This window comes from Flavobacterium akiainvivens, assembly GCF_001278115.1.
Lineage (GTDB): Bacteria > Bacteroidota > Bacteroidia > Flavobacteriales > Flavobacteriaceae > Flavobacterium > Flavobacterium akiainvivens.
In genome coordinates, this window is record NZ_LIYD01000005.1 from 3,714,813 (window position 1) to 3,734,144 (window position 19,332).

Sequence of the window (19,332 nt, forward strand, 5' to 3'; positions counted from 1 at the left end):
ATGAGTGGATTCCCCTCCTCCGGAGGGGTGCCCGTAGGGCGGGGTGGGTGAAATGATAAGAATTAGGTTTTTTACAGATGAACCACCCCGGCTTCGCCACCCCTCCGGTGGAGGGGAATAGCTTCACTCAGCTATTTTTAGGTTGCAGTTCTAATCTTATTACTCACAGCCACAATCTTTAGGTAACGTTTTAAGCCTGCCGTTTTTCCAAACATTTTTAATCTGGCAGGTATCATGTTCCATCAGGCAGTCGCGAATGTCTAAAGATATAACCGTTTTGGTTTTAGGGTTGGGTTCTATACTGGCAAGGTCAAAAGCCTCTTTATGGTAGGTTAGCTTTTTTGTTTTAGGGTTTATAGTTAGCAAATGGCCATATGAAAAAGCAAGGCCGTTACTACAGGCATATTGTATGTAAATGTCTTTATGCCCGTCAAAATCAAAGTCGGCATACCGCGTATAAAATTGTATAACGCCCGCCTCAAGGCCGGATATTTCATCTTTTTTTACCCAATTGCTGTTTTGCAGGGTATAAAGTTCCACTTTGTAATTGTCATCGTCCAGGCTTATCAAAACCGCATCTTTATCATCTGACAGAAACCGACCGGTTTTAATATAGCCAAATTCAGGTATCTCTTTCTCAAAATCGGCACCGTCAAATTCAAGGGTGTCAATAGCCTTGGCGGTTTCAAGTAACTTATAAATAGTATCCTGATGAAATACAGTTTCTTTATGCGCGGTTTCAGGGGCTTTTGGAGCCGATGGAAGCATTGTCGTGGGTATTTCTTTTTTGCATGAAGCCAATACCAATACAATTGCCAGGAAAATAAAACGGTACATAGTAAGGAGGTTAGGTATTAATCTGCAACGAAAGAAACTCAACATTTAGTATTCTAAAAGTAAAGCTTTTTCGCCAGCATTTTTAGGGTATGAGTCGATTCCTCTCCTCCGGAGGTCCCGATAGCTATCGGGACGTAGGGCGGGGTGGTTAAAAATTACTCCGCTATTTTAGGTTGCAGCTCACACTCCTCACCCTCAAGTTCCACCTCAATAGTATAAAACTTAAAAGGATGTTTTTTAAGGATGTCTTTTACCTTGCGTTTTAATTCAATAATTTCAGGGAAAGTAGAAATTCCCGTGGTTTTTATATGGGCGGTATACACATGGTGTTCCCCTTCAAGCGACCATACATTTACATGGTGCATGCCTGCCACGTTAGGCAGTTGCAGTATCTCGGCTTTTATCTGTTCGGCATCAATATCAGCGGGGCTCCCTTGTAGTAATATAATAAGTGTTTCTTTAAGGCGGCCAAGTACATTGTAGAGAATGAATAACGTAATGCACAAACTCAGTACCGGGTCAAGCCACGGCAGGTCGGTAAACATCATTACAATAGACACAACAAGCACAGCTGCCCAGCCCAGCACATCTTCAATAAGGTGCCAGCTTACTACTTTTTCGTTCATGCTGGTGCCGCCACTCAGCCTCCATGCGGCATAACCGTTTACGGCAATGCCCAGTATGGCAAAATACAGCATGCCCACGGCATCAGCCGGTTCAGGGTGAAAAAAGCGGTTAACGGCTTCATAAATCACAAAGCAGGAACCCACCATAAGTATCACGCTGTTTATAAGCGCGCCTAATAGCGAGAAACGGCTGTAGCCAAAGGTAAATTTGGCATCGGCCCCTTGTTTAGATTTGTTGTGCAGGTACCACGACAGGCCCAGTGAAAGGCTGTCGCCCATATCGTGCAACGCATCGCTAAGTATAGATACGCTGTTAACATAGAATCCTCCTATAACCTCTGCAATGGTAAACGCCAGGTTAAGAAAAAAGGCCGCTTTTATATTCTTGGCCGATGTGTGGTGATGGTGGTCGTGCCCGTGGTGGTGCGAATGGTCGTGAGACATTTCTATTTATTGTAATTTTTTATGGCTTCCACTTTTTACCACCTGTATTTTAATGTGGGGTTAGGGGCTTTGATTAAGGTGCCTTAGGGCTTGTAGGGTCTATACCTGTTTTTTTTAGCCACTCGTGCATAAGGCGGTTAAACTCGTCCGGGTGTTCCATCATGGCGGCATGCCCGCACTTGTCTATCCAGTACAGGTTGCTGTTAGGCAACAGGTTGTGGAACTCCTCGGCCACATCGGGCGGGGTTACGCTATCCTGCTTGCCCCATATAATACCGGTAGGCACGTGCATCTTAGGCAGGTCCTTCGCCATATTGTGCCTAATGGCGCTCTTGGCTATGGTAAGGGTTTTTATAAGCTTAAGGCGGTCGTTAGCCACGGCATACACCTCGTCTATAATATCTTCGGTAGCAATGGCAGGGTCATAAAACACATCCTGCGCTTTCTTCCTTATATAGTCTTTATCGCCGCGGCGCGGGTAACTGTCTCCCATGGCGCTTTCATACAGGCCGCTGCTGCCGGTTATAACCAGGCCCAGCATTTTTTCAGGATACATCTTGGTGTGGTACAGCGCTATGTGGCCGCCCAGCGAGTTGCCTAAAAGTATAACGCGGTCCAGCTTTTTATAGGTAATAAAGTCTTTTACCCACTTGGCAAAAGCCTTTACGTTTGTCTTTAATATGCTTTGTGTATAAATGGGCAGTTCAGGGATAATAACCTTATAACCGTGCTCGGGGAAGTATTTTGCCACACCGTCAAAATTGCTCAGGCCGCCCATAAGGCCGTGTAGTATTATAATAGGTGTGCCTTCTCCGGCTTCGTAGTAGTGGTATTTACCCTCGTTATTAGTGCTTTGCATTCGCTTTTAAAAATCTGTTCAAACAGCACAAATATATATATTTCTCTATTAACAAAACTTTACTCACGTAACATTTGGGTTAATTTTGGCTTACACTCTACTAAATTAGTAGAGTATTGTTTTTTGAGTTTGAAATTTTATAACCGTAAATGGGTGGTTTGGTTACAAATTTTTGTAATTATGCCTATTATTACCGTATATTTAATTTGATTGTTAATAATTCTTAAAATTTTAGAAATCATCAGTTTTGATGTCTTTAAGCCTGCAAAAACTTCATGGGTTTAAATTTTTTTTAAGGACTGTTTTATAACTGCAAAGTGGTAAGTGGGTTAAAACTTATCAACAAAAGTGGGAGTAAGTGGTAAAGTGTGGGGAAAATATCTATATATTTGCCTTATAAACGTTTATGACCTAACTCCTTGACAACCATTATAGGAACATATGAATGTAAGGCCGATGAGAAGGGCAGGATGATGATTCCGGCTCCTCTCAAGAAGCAGCTGCATGCCGTTCTGGAAAAGGGTTTTGTGCTAAAGCGCTCGGTTTTTCAGCCCTGCCTGGAGCTTTACCCAATGGAAGAATGGGACAAGGAAATGGCCAAGATAAACAAGCTTAACCGCTACGTAAAAAAGAACAACGATTTTATTCGCCGTTTTACAGCAGGGGTTAAGGTGGTAGAGATTGATGCGGCAGGCCGCCTGCTTATACCTAAAGACCTTATGGCCTTTGCGGGTATTAAAAACGAGGTTACGCTGTCAAGCGCTGTAAACATTGTTGAAATATGGGACAGGGCTAAGTATGAAGCGGCAATTGATGAAGCGGCAATTGATTTTGCCGACCTGGCTGAGGAAGTAATGGGAAATATAAATGACGATGACGGAATATCATAACCCCGTATTGCTGAAGGAAACGGTAGACGGACTCAATATAAAGCCCGATGGTGTGTATGTAGATGTAACCTTTGGAGGCGGAGGGCACAGCAGGGAGATTATGAAACGCCTGGGGCCAAACGGAAGGCTCTTTGCTTTTGACCAGGATGAAGATGCGCAGGCTAACATAATAGATGATGAGCGGTTTACCCTGATTCCGGAAAACTTCAGGTTTATTAAAAGGTTCCTTAGGTTTTATGGCATAAAAGAGGTAGACGGCATACTGGCCGACCTTGGGGTGTCATCGCACCAGTTTGATGTGGCAGAAAGAGGGTTCAGTACTCGGTTTGATGCCGGGCTGGACATGAGGATGAGCCAGAAAAACGACCTCGATGCATACAGGGTGGTTAATGAATATGAGGAGAAAGACCTTAAAAGAATGTTCTTTGATTATGGTGATTTGCGCAATGCCGGTGCTCTTGCATCAGCAATAATAGCAGCAAGGCAGGTAAAGCCTATAGCTAATACGGGCGACCTGAAAACGGTTTTGTCAAGGTTTCTTCCGGCGCACAAGAGCAATAAAATACTGGCGCAGATATACCAGGCCATCCGTATAGAGGTAAATCAGGAAATGGAAGTGCTTAAAGAGTTTTTACAACAGTCGCTTGAGGTGTTGAAACCCGGCAGCGGCAGGCTTAGTGTAATAAGCTACCATTCGCTGGAAGACAGGCTGGTAAAACGCTACATGCGCAACGGTATGTTCGAAGGGGAGCCGGAGCGTGATATGTTTGGCAATTTTGAAGTGCCTTTTAAAAGTATTGAAAAGCTTATAATCCCAACTGATGAGGAGATAGAGCAAAACAACCGCGCCCGCAGCGCCAAGCTAAGGGTGGCAGAAAAATTATAAGGATATGAAAAACGGCGTATACAGTTTGTTAAAGGCAAAATACCTGGTAGACCAGGGTTCGGCAGGCAACTGGCGCTTTATTGTATTCCTTATTGTGGTGGCCATGCTCATGATTGCCAATTCGCATAATTATGAGCAGAAAATTTACCGCATAGCAGCGCTCGAAAATGAGGTAAAGCTGCTGCGTAGCGAGTTTGTAGACCGCCGCAGCCAGCTCATGGAACTAAGGATGGAAAGCACGGTGGCGCGCAAAATGGAAGCCCGGGAAATATTCCCATCCAGGGTGCCGCCCAAAAAGATAAAAGTAACCGAACAGGAACAACAGAATTTCTGGCAAAAATTATGGCAGTAGAAGACAAAAAATTCTCGTACCGTATTTATGCAGTAGCCTTCGCAATTTTTGTGATGGCTATACTTGTTTCTGTAAAGTTGGCAAACATACAGTGGGTAGAGGGCGATTATTACCGTCAGCTGGCCCAGGATGCCACGGTTAAAGATTTTGCACTGCCATCTAACAGGGGCAATGTATATAGTTCAGATGGCAGCCTGCTGGCAACATCTATACCTAACTACACGGTAAGGTTTGATGCCCTGGCGCCAAAAGGTGAGGATTTTGATAAATACCGGCAGGGATTGGCTGATTCGCTTAGCATCATGCTGGGCAAGTCGTCAGAATTCTACTATTACGAGCTTGAAAAGGCGCGCAGGGAAAAAAACAGGTACATGCTTGTGGTAAAAGACCTGAGCTATACCGAGCTTACCCGTATAAAGTCGTTCCCGCTGTTTAACCTTGGGGCGTTTAAGGGTGGTGTTATTGTAGAAAACCGTATTGTGCGCGAGCATCCTATGGGCAAAATTGCAGAGCGCACCATAGGCTATGACCCGGGCCGCGATGTGGGTATAGAGGGGGCGTTTGCCCACTACCTTAAAGGGGAAGACGGCCGCCGCAAAATGCAGAAGATTGCTAAAAACCACTGGAAGCCCATAAGCGATAATAACGAAAAAGAGCCTGTAGACGGCTATGATGTGGTAAGCACCATAAACGTGTACATACAGGATATTGCCCACCATGCGCTGCTAAAGCAGTTGGAGTATTATGAGGCAGATCACGGCTGTGTGGTGGTTATGGAAACCAAAACCGGCTACATAAGGGCTATAAGCAACCTGGGCCGCGCTACAGATGGTTCGTATTATGAAACCATAAACTATGCCGTGGGCGAGGCGCACGAGCCCGGTTCTACCTTTAAGCTGGCAGGTCTTTTGGCAATGCTTGAAGATGGTAAGGTAGATACCACCCAGGTGTTCGACTCTAAAGGCGGAGATATTACTTACTACGGCCGCCACGTGCACGATTCGCACAGGGGGGGCTACGGCAAGGTATCGCTGGCAAGGGGTTTTGAGCTGTCAAGCAATACCATACTGGTACAGGCGCTGTATGAGAGTTATAAAGATAACCCCAAGCAGTTCCTTAAGCGCCTTAACGAGTTTAACCTCGACCGCAAGCTGGGTGTGTCTATAAAGGGCGAAGCCAGCCCGCGCATACCAAAGCCGGGCGATAAAGGCTGGTCTAAGCTGTCACTGCCGTGGATGGGCTTTGGCTATGGCATAAGTGTAACGCCGCTGCAAACGCTAACACTGTATAACGCGGTGGCTAACAACGGCGAAATGGTAAAGCCGCTGTTTGTACAGGAAATTAAAGAGTGGGACAAGACCATTAAAACCTACGATAAGGTGGTGCTTAACCCTAAAATATGTAGCGATGAAACGCTGAATAAAGTACGTAAGATTCTTGAAAATGTGGTAAAGAAGGGCACAGGCTCTAAGCTGTATTCGCCCAACTTTAGTATGGCGGGTAAAACAGGTACTGCCCAGGTTAACTATGGCAAAGGCAAAAGCAGGGATGGCGATATGTATTATGCGTCGTCTTTCGTGGGCTACTTCCCGGCAGATAACCCGCAGTATTCGTGCATTGTTATTATACACAAGCCGCATGTGGGCAAGGGCTATTATGGTGCCGATGTTAGCGGGCCGGTATTTAGCCGCATAGCGCAAAAAATATTTACCGATGCGCCTACCACTAACGAGGTTAAAACGCTTAGTAAGCCGCTTAAGGCACAGGAAGACCTGTATGCTGGCTACTACAGCAAGGATAAAAAGAAAAGCACCGTGCCAAATATTATAGGCATGAGCGGAATGGACGCTGTGGCGCTCCTGGGCGAAATGGGCTTTAAGGTAGAGGTTGTGGGCAGTGGCAAGGTTAAAAAGCAATCGCTGCAACCGGGCCAGGCTTTTCAGAAGAACCAAACTATAACACTCGAATTATTGTGATGCTTTTACGCGACATATTATATAAAACATCTTTAGAGGCTGTTAGCGGCCCTACAGATATTGCTGTGGCAAAGATTGAGTTCGACAGCCGCCTTGTGGCGCAGGACGATGTTTTTGTGGCTATAAAAGGCACAGTGAGCGACGGCCACGCCTTTATTGGCAAAGCCATAGCGCAGGGTGCAAAAGCCATAGTGTGCGAAACCCTGCCCGAAGAAATTGCAGAAGGCGTTACCTATGTTGAGGTTAAGAGCGCCAGTGCTGCATTGGCATACATGGCCAGCAATTATTACGGCAACCCGTCTGAGCAGTTAAAGCTGGTGGGCATAACCGGTACTAACGGTAAAACCACCATAGCCACGCTATTGTATCAGCTGTTTATGAATGCGGGCTTTAAAGCCGGGCTTTTAAGTACGGTAAAGATAATGGTAGACAAAACGGAGTATAAAGCTACGCACACTACTCCTGACAGCCTTACCATAAACAAATACCTGCGCATGATGGTAGACGCAGGGGCAGACTACTGCTTTATGGAGGTAAGCTCGCACGGCATACACCAAAACCGCACCGAAGGGTTGCAATTTGCCGGGGGTATTTTTACCAACCTTAGCCATGACCACCTGGACTACCACAGCACTTTTGCTGAGTACAGGGATGTAAAAAAATCGTTCTTTGACCATTTGCCGCGCCAGGCGTTTGCCCTGGTTAATGTAGATGATAAAAACGGGCTGGTAATGCTGCAAAACACCATTGCAAAAAAACTTACCTACGGCCTTAAAACCTATGCTGATTACAAAGCCCAGATTCTGGAAAACCAGCTAAGCGGCCTGCTTCTTAAAATTAATAACGAAGAGGTTTGGGTAAAGCTTATCGGCACATTCAATGCTTACAACCTGCTGGCCATTTATGGTGCTGCGGTTAACCTGGGCCTTGAAGACCGTGAGGTGCTTAGGCTTATGAGCGAGCTGGAAAGCGTAAGCGGCAGGTTTCAGTTTATTGTGTCTGAAACTAATGTAACAGCCATTGTAGACTATGCCCATACGCCCGATGCGCTTGAAAATGTGCTTAATACCATTGAGAACATCCGCACGCGCAACGAGAAGCTTATAACCATTGTGGGCTGCGGTGGCGACAGGGATAAAACCAAGCGCCCCGTTATGGCACACATAGCCAGCAGCATGAGCGACCAGGCCATTTTTACCAGCGATAACCCGCGTAGTGAGGCGCCTGAGGATATTATTGAAGACATGGAAAAAGGGGTAGAGCCCCAAAACTATAAAAAAACGGTAGCAGTGGTAGACCGCCGCCAGGCCATAAAAATAGCCTGCCAGCTGGCCCGCCCTAACGACATTATACTCATAGCCGGCAAAGGCCATGAAACGTACCAGGAAATTAAGGGGGTGAAGTATGATTTTGATGACATGGAAACCGTGAAGGAAATTTTAGGCCAATTAAACAAATAGCAATATGCTGTACTACTTATTTGAGTATTTAGACAAACACACAAACTTTCCGGGGGCGGGGGTGTTTCAGTACATTACGTTCCGTTCGGGTATGGCGGTGTTGCTGTCGCTTATTATCTCTACGGTGTTTGGCAAGCGCATTATTAACTTTTTGCGCAGGCAGCAAATAGGCGAAACCGTGCGCGAACTGGGACTTGAAGGCCAGAGCCAGAAGGCAGGTACGCCAACCATGGGTGGGCTTATTATTATCTTCAGTACGCTTATACCGGTGCTGTTGTTTGCCAAGCTCGATAACGTATACATCATGCTGCTGCTTATCACTACATTGTGGATGGGCACCATAGGGTTTATTGACGATTACATCAAGATATTCAAAAAAGATAAAGAAGGCCTTAAGGGCAGGTTTAAAGTAGTAGGCCAGGTAGGGCTTGGGCTTATAGTGGGCTACATACTGTACTTCCACCCGGGTGTTACGGTAAGGACAGATACCGGTAAGGTAGACATTTTTGCCGAAGGCCGCACAGTAGTTGCCGCCACCCCGGTTGAAGAAAAATCGACTGCCACAACAATTCCGTTCTTTAAAAATAATGAGTTTGACTATGCCGAGATATTGTCTTTTATGGGAGACGATTACAAAGACTATGCATGGCTGATATTTATACCGGTAGTGATTTTTATCATTACGGCAGTAAGCAACGGTGCTAACCTTACCGATGGTATAGACGGCCTCGCGGCAGGAACATCGGCCATTGCGGTGCTCACCCTGGGCATATTTGCCTTTGTTTCGGGTAACATCATTTTCAGTAATTACCTGAATATAATGTACATCCCCAATTCGGGGGAAATGACGGTGTACATCGCCGCGTTTGTAGGGGCTCTCATAGGCTTCCTCTGGTACAATACCTATCCGGCTTCGGTCTTCATGGGCGATACGGGCAGCCTTACCATAGGGGGCATAATAGCGGTACTGGCCATAGCGGTGCGCAAAGAGTTGCTTATACCGGTGCTGTGCGGCATCTTCCTGGCAGAAAACCTTTCGGTGGTTATGCAGGTAAGCTTCTTTAAGTACACCAAGAAAAAGTTTGGCGAAGGCCGCAGGATTTTCCTCATGGCGCCGCTGCACCACCACTACCAGAAAAAGGGCTACCACGAGAGTAAAATCGTTGCCCGCTTCTGGATCATAGCCATACTGCTTGCCATATTCAGCCTTGTATCATTAAAACTAAGGTAATATGAAAAGGTTAGTAGTGTTAGGCGGCGGGGAAAGCGGTGTGGGCACTGCCATCCTGGGTAAGAAAAAAGGGTATGACGTGTTCCTTTCTGATTTCGGGAAGATAAAAAATAATTATAAAGAAGTTCTTGTACTTAATAAACTGGCCTGGGAAGAAGAAAAGCATACAGAGGAGTTAATCCTTAATGCCGATGTGGTAATGAAAAGCCCGGGCATACCCGATAAAAGCCCGATAGTAAAAAAGCTGAAGGAAAAGGGTGTACCGGTAATATCTGAAATTGAGTTTGCCAGAAAGTTTAGCGATGTAGAAACCATAGGCATAACGGGCAGCAACGGCAAAACCACCACCACCATGCTAACGCACCATGTGCTTAAACAGGGCGGGCTTAATATGGGGCTGGCAGGCAACATTGGCAAAAGCTATGCCTGGCAGGTGGCCGAAAACAAGGTTGAGGGGTTTGTGCTTGAGCTGAGCAGCTTTCAGCTTGACGGTATTGTGGCCTATGCACCGCATATTGCCGTAATAACAAACATTAGCCCGGACCACCTTGACAGGTATGAGTACAACTACCAGCTGTATATAGCCGCCAAGTTCAGGATAACCATGAACCAGGGCAAAAAAGATTACCTGGTGTATGATGCCGATGACGAGGCCATAGCCAACTGGATGAAAGAACACAAAACCAAGGCGCAGTTAGTTCCCTTCTCGCTTTCGGGTAAAAATAAAAAAGGGCTGTATGTAGAAAACAACACAATAGTAAGCACACTTAATAAAGGAGACTTTACCATGCCAATAAACGAATTATCTCTTGAAGGGAAACACAATGTAAAGAATGCAATGGCAGCAATAGCGGTAGCACAGCTAAAAAATATAAGGAAAAAAACCATAAGGGAGAGTATGTCTAACTTCTCTGGTGTAGAACACAGGCTTGAAAAAGTGCTTACCATACAAAATGTAGAGTATATAAACGACAGTAAGGCTACCAATACAAACAGTACCTACTATGCGCTGGAAAGCATGACAAGGCCTACCGTGTGGATTGTGGGAGGTGTAGACAAGGGTAACGACTATAACGAGCTTATGCCGCTGGTGCGCGAAAAGGTAAAGGCCATTGTGTGCCTGGGTGTAGACAACAAGAAGATAGTAGATGCTTTTGGCAGCGTAACCGATGTTATGGTGGAAACCACAAGCATGACCGAAGCAGTTAAAATAGCCCAGAAGCTTGCCGAAAAGGGCGATACCGTACTACTAAGCCCTGCCTGTGCCAGCTTTGACCTGTTTGAAAACTATGAAGAGCGTGGCAAGCAGTTTAAAGCCGCGGTTCAGAATCTCTAAGGAGTCAAAAGTCGAAAGACAAAAGTCATAAAGAGTGCGCTGTGTCATTCCGAACGAAGCGCAGCGGAGTTGAGGAATCTTATTTTCTCACAAAAAGAATAAAAGTAATGAAAGAATTAATCAATAACCTAAAGGGAGACAAAGGAATCTGGTCGTTTGTAATGCTACTGGCCCTTATCTCGTTCATGCCTGTTTTCAGTGCCAGCGCAAACCTGGTGTATGTAATAGGCAAGGGCTCTACCGTGGGTTATCTGGTTAAGCACCTGGTTCATATATTTATTGGTTTCGGGTTAATATACCTGGTGCACAAAATACCCTACCACTACTACCGCGGCCTGTCTAAGCTGCTGTTACCGGTGGTGGCGCTGCTGCTGGTGTATACCTTTATGCAGGGCACGGTTATAGATGGTGCTAACGCCAGCCGCTGGATCAAGGTGCCGTTTATAGGCGTTACGTTCCAGACTTCGTCATTGGCAAACATAGTGCTTATGATATATGTGGCGCGCTACCTGGCCAAAATGCAGGACAAGCCCATAACATTCAAATCGTCTGTAATAGAGCTGTGGGGGCCGGTGTTTATTATACTGGCGCTTATACTCCCGGCTAACTTTAGTACGGCAGCGCTTATGTTCAGTATGGTGAGCATGCTGGTGTTTGTAGGCGGCTATCCGCTAAGGTACCTGGGTGGTGTAATAGGTATAGGTGCGGCAATGCTTGCCATATTTATACTGTTTGCACTGGCATTCCCTAAAGCAATGCCTAACAGGGTACACACCTGGATGAGCCGTATAGAAAACTTTACCAATACCGAAGAAGGCGAAGACCAGTACCAGGTAGAAAAGGCTAAGATTGCCATAGCTACCGGCGGTGTGTATGGTGTGGGCCCGGGCAAGAGCGAGCAAAAGAACTTCCTGCCACAGTCGTCTTCCGATTTTATCTTCGCTATTATAGTAGAAGAATACGGGCTGCTGGGCGGGCTAACGGTAATGTTTTTGTACCTCATGCTGTTCTTTAGGTTTTTGGTATCGGCACACAAGGCAAAATCGCTGTTTGGAAAACTATTAATTGTGGGGCTTGGTTTCCCTATCATATTCCAGGCACTTATAAACATGGGTGTAGCTACTGAGCTGCTGCCCACCACGGGGCAAACCCTGCCGCTTATCAGTAGCGGTGGTAGCTCAATATGGATGACGTGTATCTCTATAGGCATCATCATCAGCGTGACCAAGAAAGAAGAAGAGATAGCCGCCGAGATAAAAGAAAAAGAAGACCGCGAGGCCGTGCTGAACCAGTTGATTGAAGAGCACATCCTTCGCGAAAAGCAAAAGGAAGAAGCCGAAGCAGCAGGCATAGCCGAACCGGCAGCCTATTCGGTGGAAGATGCCGCAAACCCCATGCGGGCGGTAATGGGGAAATAAGGTGCTGAGTTTCTGAGGTACTTAGGTACTGAGGGAAAAGCGCAAAAATGAAATTTGATAATTAAAATATACGGTACTGAAAGGCTAAGAACCTTAGCGCCTCAGTACCTCAGAACCTTTAAGATGGGAAACAAGCGTTTTATTTTGAGCGGCGGCGGCACAGGCGGGCATATTTACCCGGCGGTGGCTATTGCCAATGGGCTTAAAGAGCGTTTCCCGGATTGCGAAATATTGTTTGTGGGCGCCAGCGACAAGATGGAGATGCAAAAGGTGCCGCAGGCGGGCTACAAAATAGAAGGCCTGTGGATTGCAGGCATACAGCGCAGGCTAACGCTTGATAACGCCATGTTTCCGCTAAAGCTGATGAGCAGTCTTATAAAGAGCCGCAAGATTGTAAAGAAGTTTAAGCCCGATGTGGTTATAGGTACCGGTGGTTTTGCCAGCGGGCCATTGCTTAGGGCCGCAGCCGGAATGGGCGTGCCAACGGTTATACAGGAGCAAAACTCCTACCCCGGCATTACCAACAAATGGCTGTCTAAGTTTGCGAAGAAAATATGTGTGGCCTACGATAACCTTGAGCGGTTTTTCCCGGCGCAAAAAATAGTACACACCGGTAACCCGGTGCGCAGCGACCTGATAGGGGTAGAACAAAAAAGGGCAGAGGCCATTACAAAATTTAACCTCGACCCGAATAAAAAGACCCTCTTGGTATTGGGCGGAAGCCTTGGTTCACGCCGCATCAACCAGCTTATTGCAAAAGAGCTGGTATGGCTACAGGCGCAAAACGTGCAGGTAATATGGCAGTGCGGCAAGTTTTATTTTGAAGAATACAGGCACTATGGCGATAAAGACGATGTTCAGGTGCTGAGTTTTATTGACAGGATGGATTTGGTGTATGCCGCGGCAGATGTGGTTATATCACGCAGCGGGGCATCATCGGTATCAGAGCTTTGCATAGTGGGCAAGCCGGTGCTGTTTATTCCCTCGCCTAACGTGGCGGAGGACCACCAGACCAAAAACGCCCAGGCCATTGTAGATAAAGAGGGTGCGTTATTGCTAAAAGAAGCTCAGCTCGACACGCAGTTTCAGCCGTTGTTTGAAGATTTGCTTTCAAACGACGATAAACGCCAAAAGCTGGGAGAAAATATTAAAAAGCTGGCAAAAATAAATGCCACACAAGATATAGTTGAAGAGATTGTAAAGCTATTAAAGTAAGCTTCTTAGCTACTTAGCCTCTTAGCGCCTAAGCTAAGAAGCTCAGCGGCTCTGCGGCTTAGCAGCTCAGAAATGGAATTAAAAAACATACATAACGTCTATTTTATAGGTATTGGCGGCATAGGCATGAGTGCCCTGGCGCGCTACTTTAAGTTTATAGGCAAAAATGTAGCCGGTTATGATAAAACGCCCACACACCTTACCGATGAGCTTAAGGCAGAGGGCATAAACATACATTTTGAGGATAACGTGGCGCTTATAGCCCTGCCGTACCTCAATAAAGAAAATACGCTTGTGGTGGTAACACCCGCGGTACCAAAGGATCACCTGGAGTGGAACTACTTTTTGCAGAATGAATTTGTGGTTAAAAAGCGTGCAGAAGTACTGGGCATTATAACCAAAGGCACGTTTTGCTTTGCAGTGGCCGGTACACACGGCAAAACCACAACCAGCAGCATACTGGGCCACATACTGTATGAAAGCGGCGTAGATGTAACAGCGTTCCTTGGGGGTATTGTAGAAAATTACGACAGCAACCTGATAGGCAGCGGCAAAACCGTTACCGTGGCTGAAGCCGATGAGTTTGACCGCTCATTCCTTCACCTGCACCCGGATATTGCCTGCGTAACAAGTATGGATGCCGACCACCTGGATATTTACGGTGATACGGCTTCTATCGAGGCATCGTTCCGTGAGTTTGCCGATAAGGTAGAAGACAAAAACCACCTGTTTAAAACCAACGGGCTGCCTATTGAAGGGGTAACGGTTGGGGTTGGCACAGGGGCGTTCTCGGCCGTGAATGTAAGGATAGAAAACGGCTGGTATGTGTTTGATGCACAAACGCCGTCGGAAGTTATAAAAGATATTCGCTTCGGGCTGCCGGGCAGGCACAACCTTACTAACGCCATGCTGGCATTGGCCATGGCCAAAACATACGGCGTTGCAGGTGGTGATATTGCCAAAGCGCTTGAAAGCTTTAAGGGTGTCAGGAGGCGTTTCTCCTACCAGATAAAAAAACCGGGGCTGGTGTATATAGATGATTATGCGCACCACCCTACAGAAATTGATGCAGTATACCAGGCGGTAACAGAACTGTACCCAAATGAAAAGGTACTCGCTATATTCCAGCCGCATTTGTTTAGCCGCACACGCGATTTTGCCGATGGTTTTGCCAAAAGCCTTTCGCAGTTTGAAAACATAGTGCTGTTAGATATTTACCCGGCCCGCGAGCTGCCCATTGAGGGCGTTACAAGCCAGTGGCTGCTGGATAAGATTGAGAATGATAATAAGAGGCTTGTCAGTAAGGCAGACCTGCTTCAGGTGGTAAAATTAACCGATGCCACAGTGGTAGTAACCATAGGCGCCGGAGATATAGGCGAGATGGTGCCCGATATTAAAAAAGTAGTAGATGAAAAGGTTTAACTGGAACAACATAAGGCTGGTTTTAATGCTGTGCACACTGGTGTTTCTGTATGCCTTTGCCACACGTAGAAATGATGCCCGCATGGTAAAAAAACCGGTGGTGGAGTTCATTTCAAAAGACAGTTTTATAACCAAAGAAATGGTTAATAAATTGTTGATACAAAATTTTTGGGGTGCCGCAGGTGTTGAAAAAGTTGAGGTAGATTTACATAAGGTGGAGAAAACTATCGCTAAAAACCCTATGGTCGGACAGGCAGAAGTTTACACCACGGTAGATGGAAAACTCGTTGCTAAGGTTACACAAAAAAAGCCTGTTGCGCGCGTTTTTGAGGGGACGCAATCATACTATCTGGACTATGAAGGGAACAAAATGCCGCTTAGCGAAAAGCAAACGGCCAGGGTGCCCTTAGTTACCGGCGAAGTGCAAAAGATAGATGGTAAAAGATTGGGCAGGCTACTGGATTTTATTTACGACGACGATTTTTTAAAAAAGAATATAACGGGTTTATCGATACAGCAAAACGGTTCGGTAATAATGAGCACCAGGGGGTATGATTATGATATTTACTTTGGCAGCCCGTATAATGTTGAGGCAAAATTTAAGAATTACAAGGCATTCCTTCAGGATGCGGTAAAAGATACATTGATTAAAAATTACAAAACGGTAAACCTTGTGTTTTTGCACCAGGTGGTGTGCACTAAAAAGTAGGCTTATGGAAAGAGACAGCATTGCAGTAGGTTTAGACATTGGTACCACAAAAATTGTGGCAATGATAGGCAGGAAAAATGAGTATGGTAAACTGGAAATTGTTGGCGTTGGCAAATCAAAAAGCCTGGGCGTGGCCCGCGGCGTGGTTAACAACATTACCCAAACCATACAGTCTATACAGGAAGCTATAGCCGATGCCGAGCAGGACAGCGGTTATAAAATTAACGATGTGGTGGTGGGCATTGCCGGCCAGCACATTCGCAGCATACAGCACAGCGATTACATAAGCCGCCCTAATGCCGAAGAGGTAATAGGCGATGCCGATATAGACCTGCTTATAAACCAGGTGCACAAACTGGCCATGCTGCCGGGCGAGGAAATTATCCACGTGCTGCCACAGGAGTTTAAAATAGACGGGCAGAGCGAAATTAAAGAGCCTATAGGCATGTATGGCGGCAGGCTGGAAAGCAGCTTCCACGTGGTGGTGGGCCAGGCCTCATCTATACGCAATGTGGGCAGGTGCATCAAGAGCTCGGGCTTAGACCTTTCGGGCCTTACCCTTGAGCCATTGGCCAGTGCCGATGCCGTATTAAGCCAGGAAGAAAAAGAAGCCGGTGTTGCGCTTATAGATATAGGTGGCGGTACTACAGACCTTGCCATTTTTAAAGACGGTATCATTCGCCATACGGCTGTAATACCATTTGGTGGCAACGTAATTACCGATGATATAAAAGAAGGCTGCTCGATAATCGAGAAGCAGGCTGAACTTCTTAAAGTGAAGTTTGGTTCTGCATGGCCTGGCGAAAATAAAGATAACGAGATTGTGTCTATACCGGGCCTTCGCGGCAGGGAGCCAAAAGAAATATCGCTTAAAAACCTGAGCAAGATTATCCACGCCCGTGTGGTGGAAATCATAGAGCAGGTATTTGCCGAAATTAAAAACTACGGCCACGAAGACCCACGCAAAAAACTGATAGCCGGTATAGTGCTTACAGGTGGTGGTTCTGAACTGAAACATATAAAACAGCTGGTAGAGTACATTACCGGTATGGATACCCGCATAGGCTACCCTAACGAGCACCTTGCAGGCAGCAGCGATGAAAAGCTGAGCAGCCCGCTTTATGCCACGGCAGTGGGCCTTGTTATAAACAGCCTGCGCAACAACACCCTTAGTGCAACCCCGCTTGTAGAAATACAAAAACCGGAACCGGTGCGCAGGGTAATACCACAGCCACAACCTGTAGTTAATACTGTGGTAGCTGAGCCGGTAGCTGTAGCAGCGCCGCAGCCTGTTGCCGCACAGCCGGAGCCGGTGGCAGTACACCAGCCGGTGGCACACCATGTGGCCGAAGAAACGACCGAAAAGAAAATGAAGAAGTCGTTTTTTGACAAGTATATAGATAAGATTAAAGATTTTTTAGATAACGCAGAATAAAAACCCGTTGATTATGATGAACGCAGAATTTGGAAGCATTTCGTTTGACCTGCCTAAAAACCAGTCAAACGTAATCAAGGTCGTGGGCGTAGGCGGAGGCGGAAGCAACGCTATAAACCACATGTTTAAACAGGGAATTAAAGGCGTAGATTTTGTGGTTTGCAATACTGACTCTCAGGCATTGCAAAACAGCCCCGTGCCTAATAAAATACAGCTGGGCTTAAACCTTACAGAAGGCCTTGGCGCCGGCGCCAACCCAGATGTGGGCCAGCAAAGCGCACTGGAAAGCATTGAAGAAATAGAAAAAATGCTCGATACCAATACCAAAATGCTGTTTATTACAGCCGGTATGGGTGGCGGTACCGGTACAGGTGCTGCCCCGGTTATAGCACAGCTTGCAAAAGAGCGTGATATACTTACGGTGGGCATTGTTACCATACCGTTTCAGTTTGAAGGCAAGGTGCGCAGCGAGCAGGCACTTGCCGGTGTAGAAAGGCTAAGGAAACAGGTAGACTCGCTTATTGTTATTAACAACAACAAGCTAAGGGAAGTTTACGGTAACCTGGGCTTTAAGGCGGGCTTTAGCAAGGCAGACGAGGTGTTGGCAACGGCATCACGCGGTATTGCAGAGGTTATTACGCACCACTATACCCAAAACATCGACCTTAAAGATGCCAAGACCGTACTTAGCAACAGCGGTACCGCTATAATGGGGTCGGCTACGGCAAGTGGAGACAACAGGGCAAAAGATGCTATTGTTAGTGCGCTTGATTCCCCACTGCTTAACGATAATAAAATTACAGGTGCAAAAAATGTACTGCTGCTAATAGTATCGGGTACAACTGAAATCACTATTGATGAAATAGGTGAAATCAACGACCACATACAAAGCGAGGCCGGCTATAATGCCAACATCATTATGGGTGTGGGCGAAGACGAAAGCCTGGGCGAAGCCGTTGCAGTAACCATTATTGCAACCGGTTTTAATATTGAGCAACAAAACGAAATTGTAAATACAGAGCCAAAGAAAATTGTACACGCCCTTGAGGAAGGCCAGAGCATGGTGCACGACCTTACCCAAAAGCCCATTGTACAGGGATTTGACTTTGCAGCGCCTGTAACTCCTGCTTCTGAGCCTAAAGCTGTAGCTGAAGAGCCTGTTGTGGAAGAAAAAATAGTTTTTTCACTTGAGGAGGAGGAAGAGGTTGTAGAAAAAAAGTTCGTAGCTGAAGTTGACGAGTATGCAACTTCAGAATACATAAAAAACCTTGATGTTTTCTTTGAAATAGTTAAGCCGGTTAGCGGGCAGCCTGTAGTGGCACAGCCCGTAGCACAAGCTGCACCGGTTGCACAGGCACCAGCAGCACCTGTATTTCAGCCAGAGCCTGTATTCCAGGTTCAGCCTGTGGCACAACAAGCTCCGGTACAGCCTGTAGCCGCAGCACCTGTTTATCAGCCTGCACCGGTTAAAAATATTATGGACATAGAGGTGTTTGAGCCTGAGTTTGTAATTGTTGAGAAGAAAGAAGAGCAGTTTACCTTTACCTTCGACCTTGTAGAAGACAACGCTAAGAGTGAGGAAAAGCTAATGTTTAGCCTTAACGACGAGGTGCGCAACATAAAAGTACAGGAGCCGGTAGAAGTTGTGCCGATGACTGAACTGAATGAAAACGGCATCATCCGTTTCTCGCTTGAGGATTACCTTGAAAAAGAAAACGAGCTGTTAAACAGCAAGCCTGCTGCAAAGGTTGAAGAAACCATAGCGCCTGAGCTTAACTTTACCTTTAGGGATACAAGCATACAGCCTGAAGTGCCTGCTACGCCACAGCCGCCGGTACAACAGCAACCTGTGCAGCCCGTACAGCATTTTGAGCCTGTACAACAAGTACAGCCTGTACAGCAACAGCCGGTAGCGCCAGCTGCACCTGTAGAGGTTTCGCCAATGGAAATGACTATTGATGAAACACTTCGCCTTAGGGCAGAGGAGCGCCGCAGGAAAATGAAGGACTTTAACCATAAGTTCCACAACAATACCACGCGTATTGAAGAGTTTGAAAAAGAGCCCGCCTATAAAAGGATGGGTGTAGACATAAGCGCACCAAGGACAGACAGCGGCAAGTCGCGCCTGTCATTGGGTTTCGACAGCAATGACGACCTTACACTGCGCTCTAACAACTCGTTTTTACACGATAATGTAGACTAAGAGTTAACTGACCCGAATGTGAACCTTAACCCG

At 46.3% G+C, this 19,332-nt stretch carries 16 protein-coding genes; 13 read left to right on the forward strand and 3 right to left on the reverse strand.

What is annotated here, in order from left to right; all coding sequences use genetic code 11:
- Positions 1 to 159: 159 nt before the first annotated feature.
- The 3 genes from AM279_RS16715 to AM279_RS16725 form a co-directional block, all read right to left on the reverse strand.
- A complete protein-coding gene (locus tag AM279_RS16715; protein ID WP_054409162.1) occupies positions 160 to 837 on the reverse strand; it encodes an XAC2610-related protein in 678 nt (225 codons plus the stop codon).
- A gap of 155 nt (positions 838 to 992) precedes the next feature.
- On the reverse strand, positions 993 to 1,907 hold the full coding sequence (locus tag AM279_RS16720; RefSeq protein WP_054409163.1) for a cation diffusion facilitator family transporter: 915 nt from the start codon (positions 1,905 to 1,907) through the stop codon (positions 993 to 995).
- 73 nt (positions 1,908 to 1,980) lie between these two features.
- The gene (locus tag AM279_RS16725; protein ID WP_054409164.1) at positions 1,981 to 2,766 is read right to left on the reverse strand and encodes an alpha/beta fold hydrolase; all 786 of its coding nucleotides are present in this window, start codon (positions 2,764 to 2,766) and stop codon (positions 1,981 to 1,983) included.
- A gap of 419 nt (positions 2,767 to 3,185) precedes the next feature.
- Here AM279_RS16725 and AM279_RS16730 point away from each other — a divergent pair, with 419 nt between their 5' ends.
- The 13 genes from AM279_RS16730 to ftsZ all read left to right on the forward strand — a co-directional run bounded on the left by AM279_RS16730 (position 3,186) and on the right by ftsZ (position 19,299).
- On the forward strand, positions 3,186 to 3,656 hold the full coding sequence (locus tag AM279_RS16730; protein WP_054409165.1) for a division/cell wall cluster transcriptional repressor MraZ: 471 nt from the start codon (positions 3,186 to 3,188) through the stop codon (positions 3,654 to 3,656).
- On the forward strand, positions 3,634 to 4,542 hold the full coding sequence (gene rsmH, locus AM279_RS16735; protein ID WP_054409166.1) for a 16S rRNA (cytosine(1402)-N(4))-methyltransferase RsmH: 909 nt from the start codon (positions 3,634 to 3,636) through the stop codon (positions 4,540 to 4,542). Before AM279_RS16730 ends, rsmH begins: the two co-directional genes overlap by 23 nt.
- A 4-nt stretch (positions 4,543 to 4,546) precedes the next feature.
- Positions 4,547 to 4,894: an FtsL-like putative cell division protein gene (locus AM279_RS16740; RefSeq protein ID WP_054409167.1), complete on the forward strand. Its 348-nt coding sequence runs from the start codon at positions 4,547 to 4,549 to the stop codon at positions 4,892 to 4,894.
- Complete coding sequence (locus AM279_RS16745; protein WP_054409168.1) at positions 4,885 to 6,870, forward strand: penicillin-binding protein; 1,986 nt, start codon at positions 4,885 to 4,887, stop codon at positions 6,868 to 6,870. The genes AM279_RS16740 and AM279_RS16745 overlap by 10 nt, the downstream gene beginning before the upstream one ends.
- Positions 6,870 to 8,330: a UDP-N-acetylmuramoyl-L-alanyl-D-glutamate--2,6-diaminopimelate ligase gene (locus AM279_RS16750; RefSeq protein ID WP_143090410.1), complete on the forward strand. Its 1,461-nt coding sequence runs from the start codon at positions 6,870 to 6,872 to the stop codon at positions 8,328 to 8,330. The genes AM279_RS16745 and AM279_RS16750 overlap by 1 nt, the downstream gene beginning before the upstream one ends.
- Before the next feature lie 4 nt (positions 8,331 to 8,334).
- A complete protein-coding gene (gene mraY / locus AM279_RS16755; RefSeq protein ID WP_054409170.1) occupies positions 8,335 to 9,561 on the forward strand; it encodes a phospho-N-acetylmuramoyl-pentapeptide-transferase in 1,227 nt (408 codons plus the stop codon).
- Position 9,562: 1 nt separating this feature from the next.
- On the forward strand, positions 9,563 to 10,897 hold the full coding sequence (gene murD, locus AM279_RS16760) for a UDP-N-acetylmuramoyl-L-alanine--D-glutamate ligase (RefSeq protein WP_054409171.1): 1,335 nt from the start codon (positions 9,563 to 9,565) through the stop codon (positions 10,895 to 10,897).
- Between the two features lie 107 nt (positions 10,898 to 11,004).
- Positions 11,005 to 12,315 (forward strand): FtsW/RodA/SpoVE family cell cycle protein, encoded by a 1,311-nt coding sequence (locus AM279_RS16765; RefSeq protein ID WP_054409172.1) that lies wholly within the window; start codon positions 11,005 to 11,007, stop codon positions 12,313 to 12,315.
- Positions 12,316 to 12,438: 123 nt separating this feature from the next.
- A complete protein-coding gene (murG, locus tag AM279_RS16770) occupies positions 12,439 to 13,530 on the forward strand; it encodes an undecaprenyldiphospho-muramoylpentapeptide beta-N-acetylglucosaminyltransferase (RefSeq protein ID WP_054409173.1) in 1,092 nt (363 codons plus the stop codon).
- A 72-nt stretch (positions 13,531 to 13,602) separates the two neighbouring features.
- Positions 13,603 to 14,952: a UDP-N-acetylmuramate--L-alanine ligase gene (murC, locus tag AM279_RS16775; protein WP_054409174.1), complete on the forward strand. Its 1,350-nt coding sequence runs from the start codon at positions 13,603 to 13,605 to the stop codon at positions 14,950 to 14,952.
- Positions 14,939 to 15,661: a cell division protein FtsQ/DivIB gene (locus tag AM279_RS16780; protein WP_054409175.1), complete on the forward strand. Its 723-nt coding sequence runs from the start codon at positions 14,939 to 14,941 to the stop codon at positions 15,659 to 15,661. The genes murC and AM279_RS16780 overlap by 14 nt, the downstream gene beginning before the upstream one ends.
- 4 nt (positions 15,662 to 15,665) lie before the next feature.
- Entirely contained in the window at positions 15,666 to 17,096 is a 1,431-nt protein-coding gene (ftsA, locus tag AM279_RS16785) for a cell division protein FtsA (protein WP_054409176.1), read from the forward strand.
- 13 nt (positions 17,097 to 17,109) lie between these two features.
- Entirely contained in the window at positions 17,110 to 19,299 is a 2,190-nt protein-coding gene (ftsZ, locus tag AM279_RS16790) for a cell division protein FtsZ (protein WP_054409177.1), read from the forward strand.
- Positions 19,300 to 19,332 lie beyond the last annotated feature (33 nt).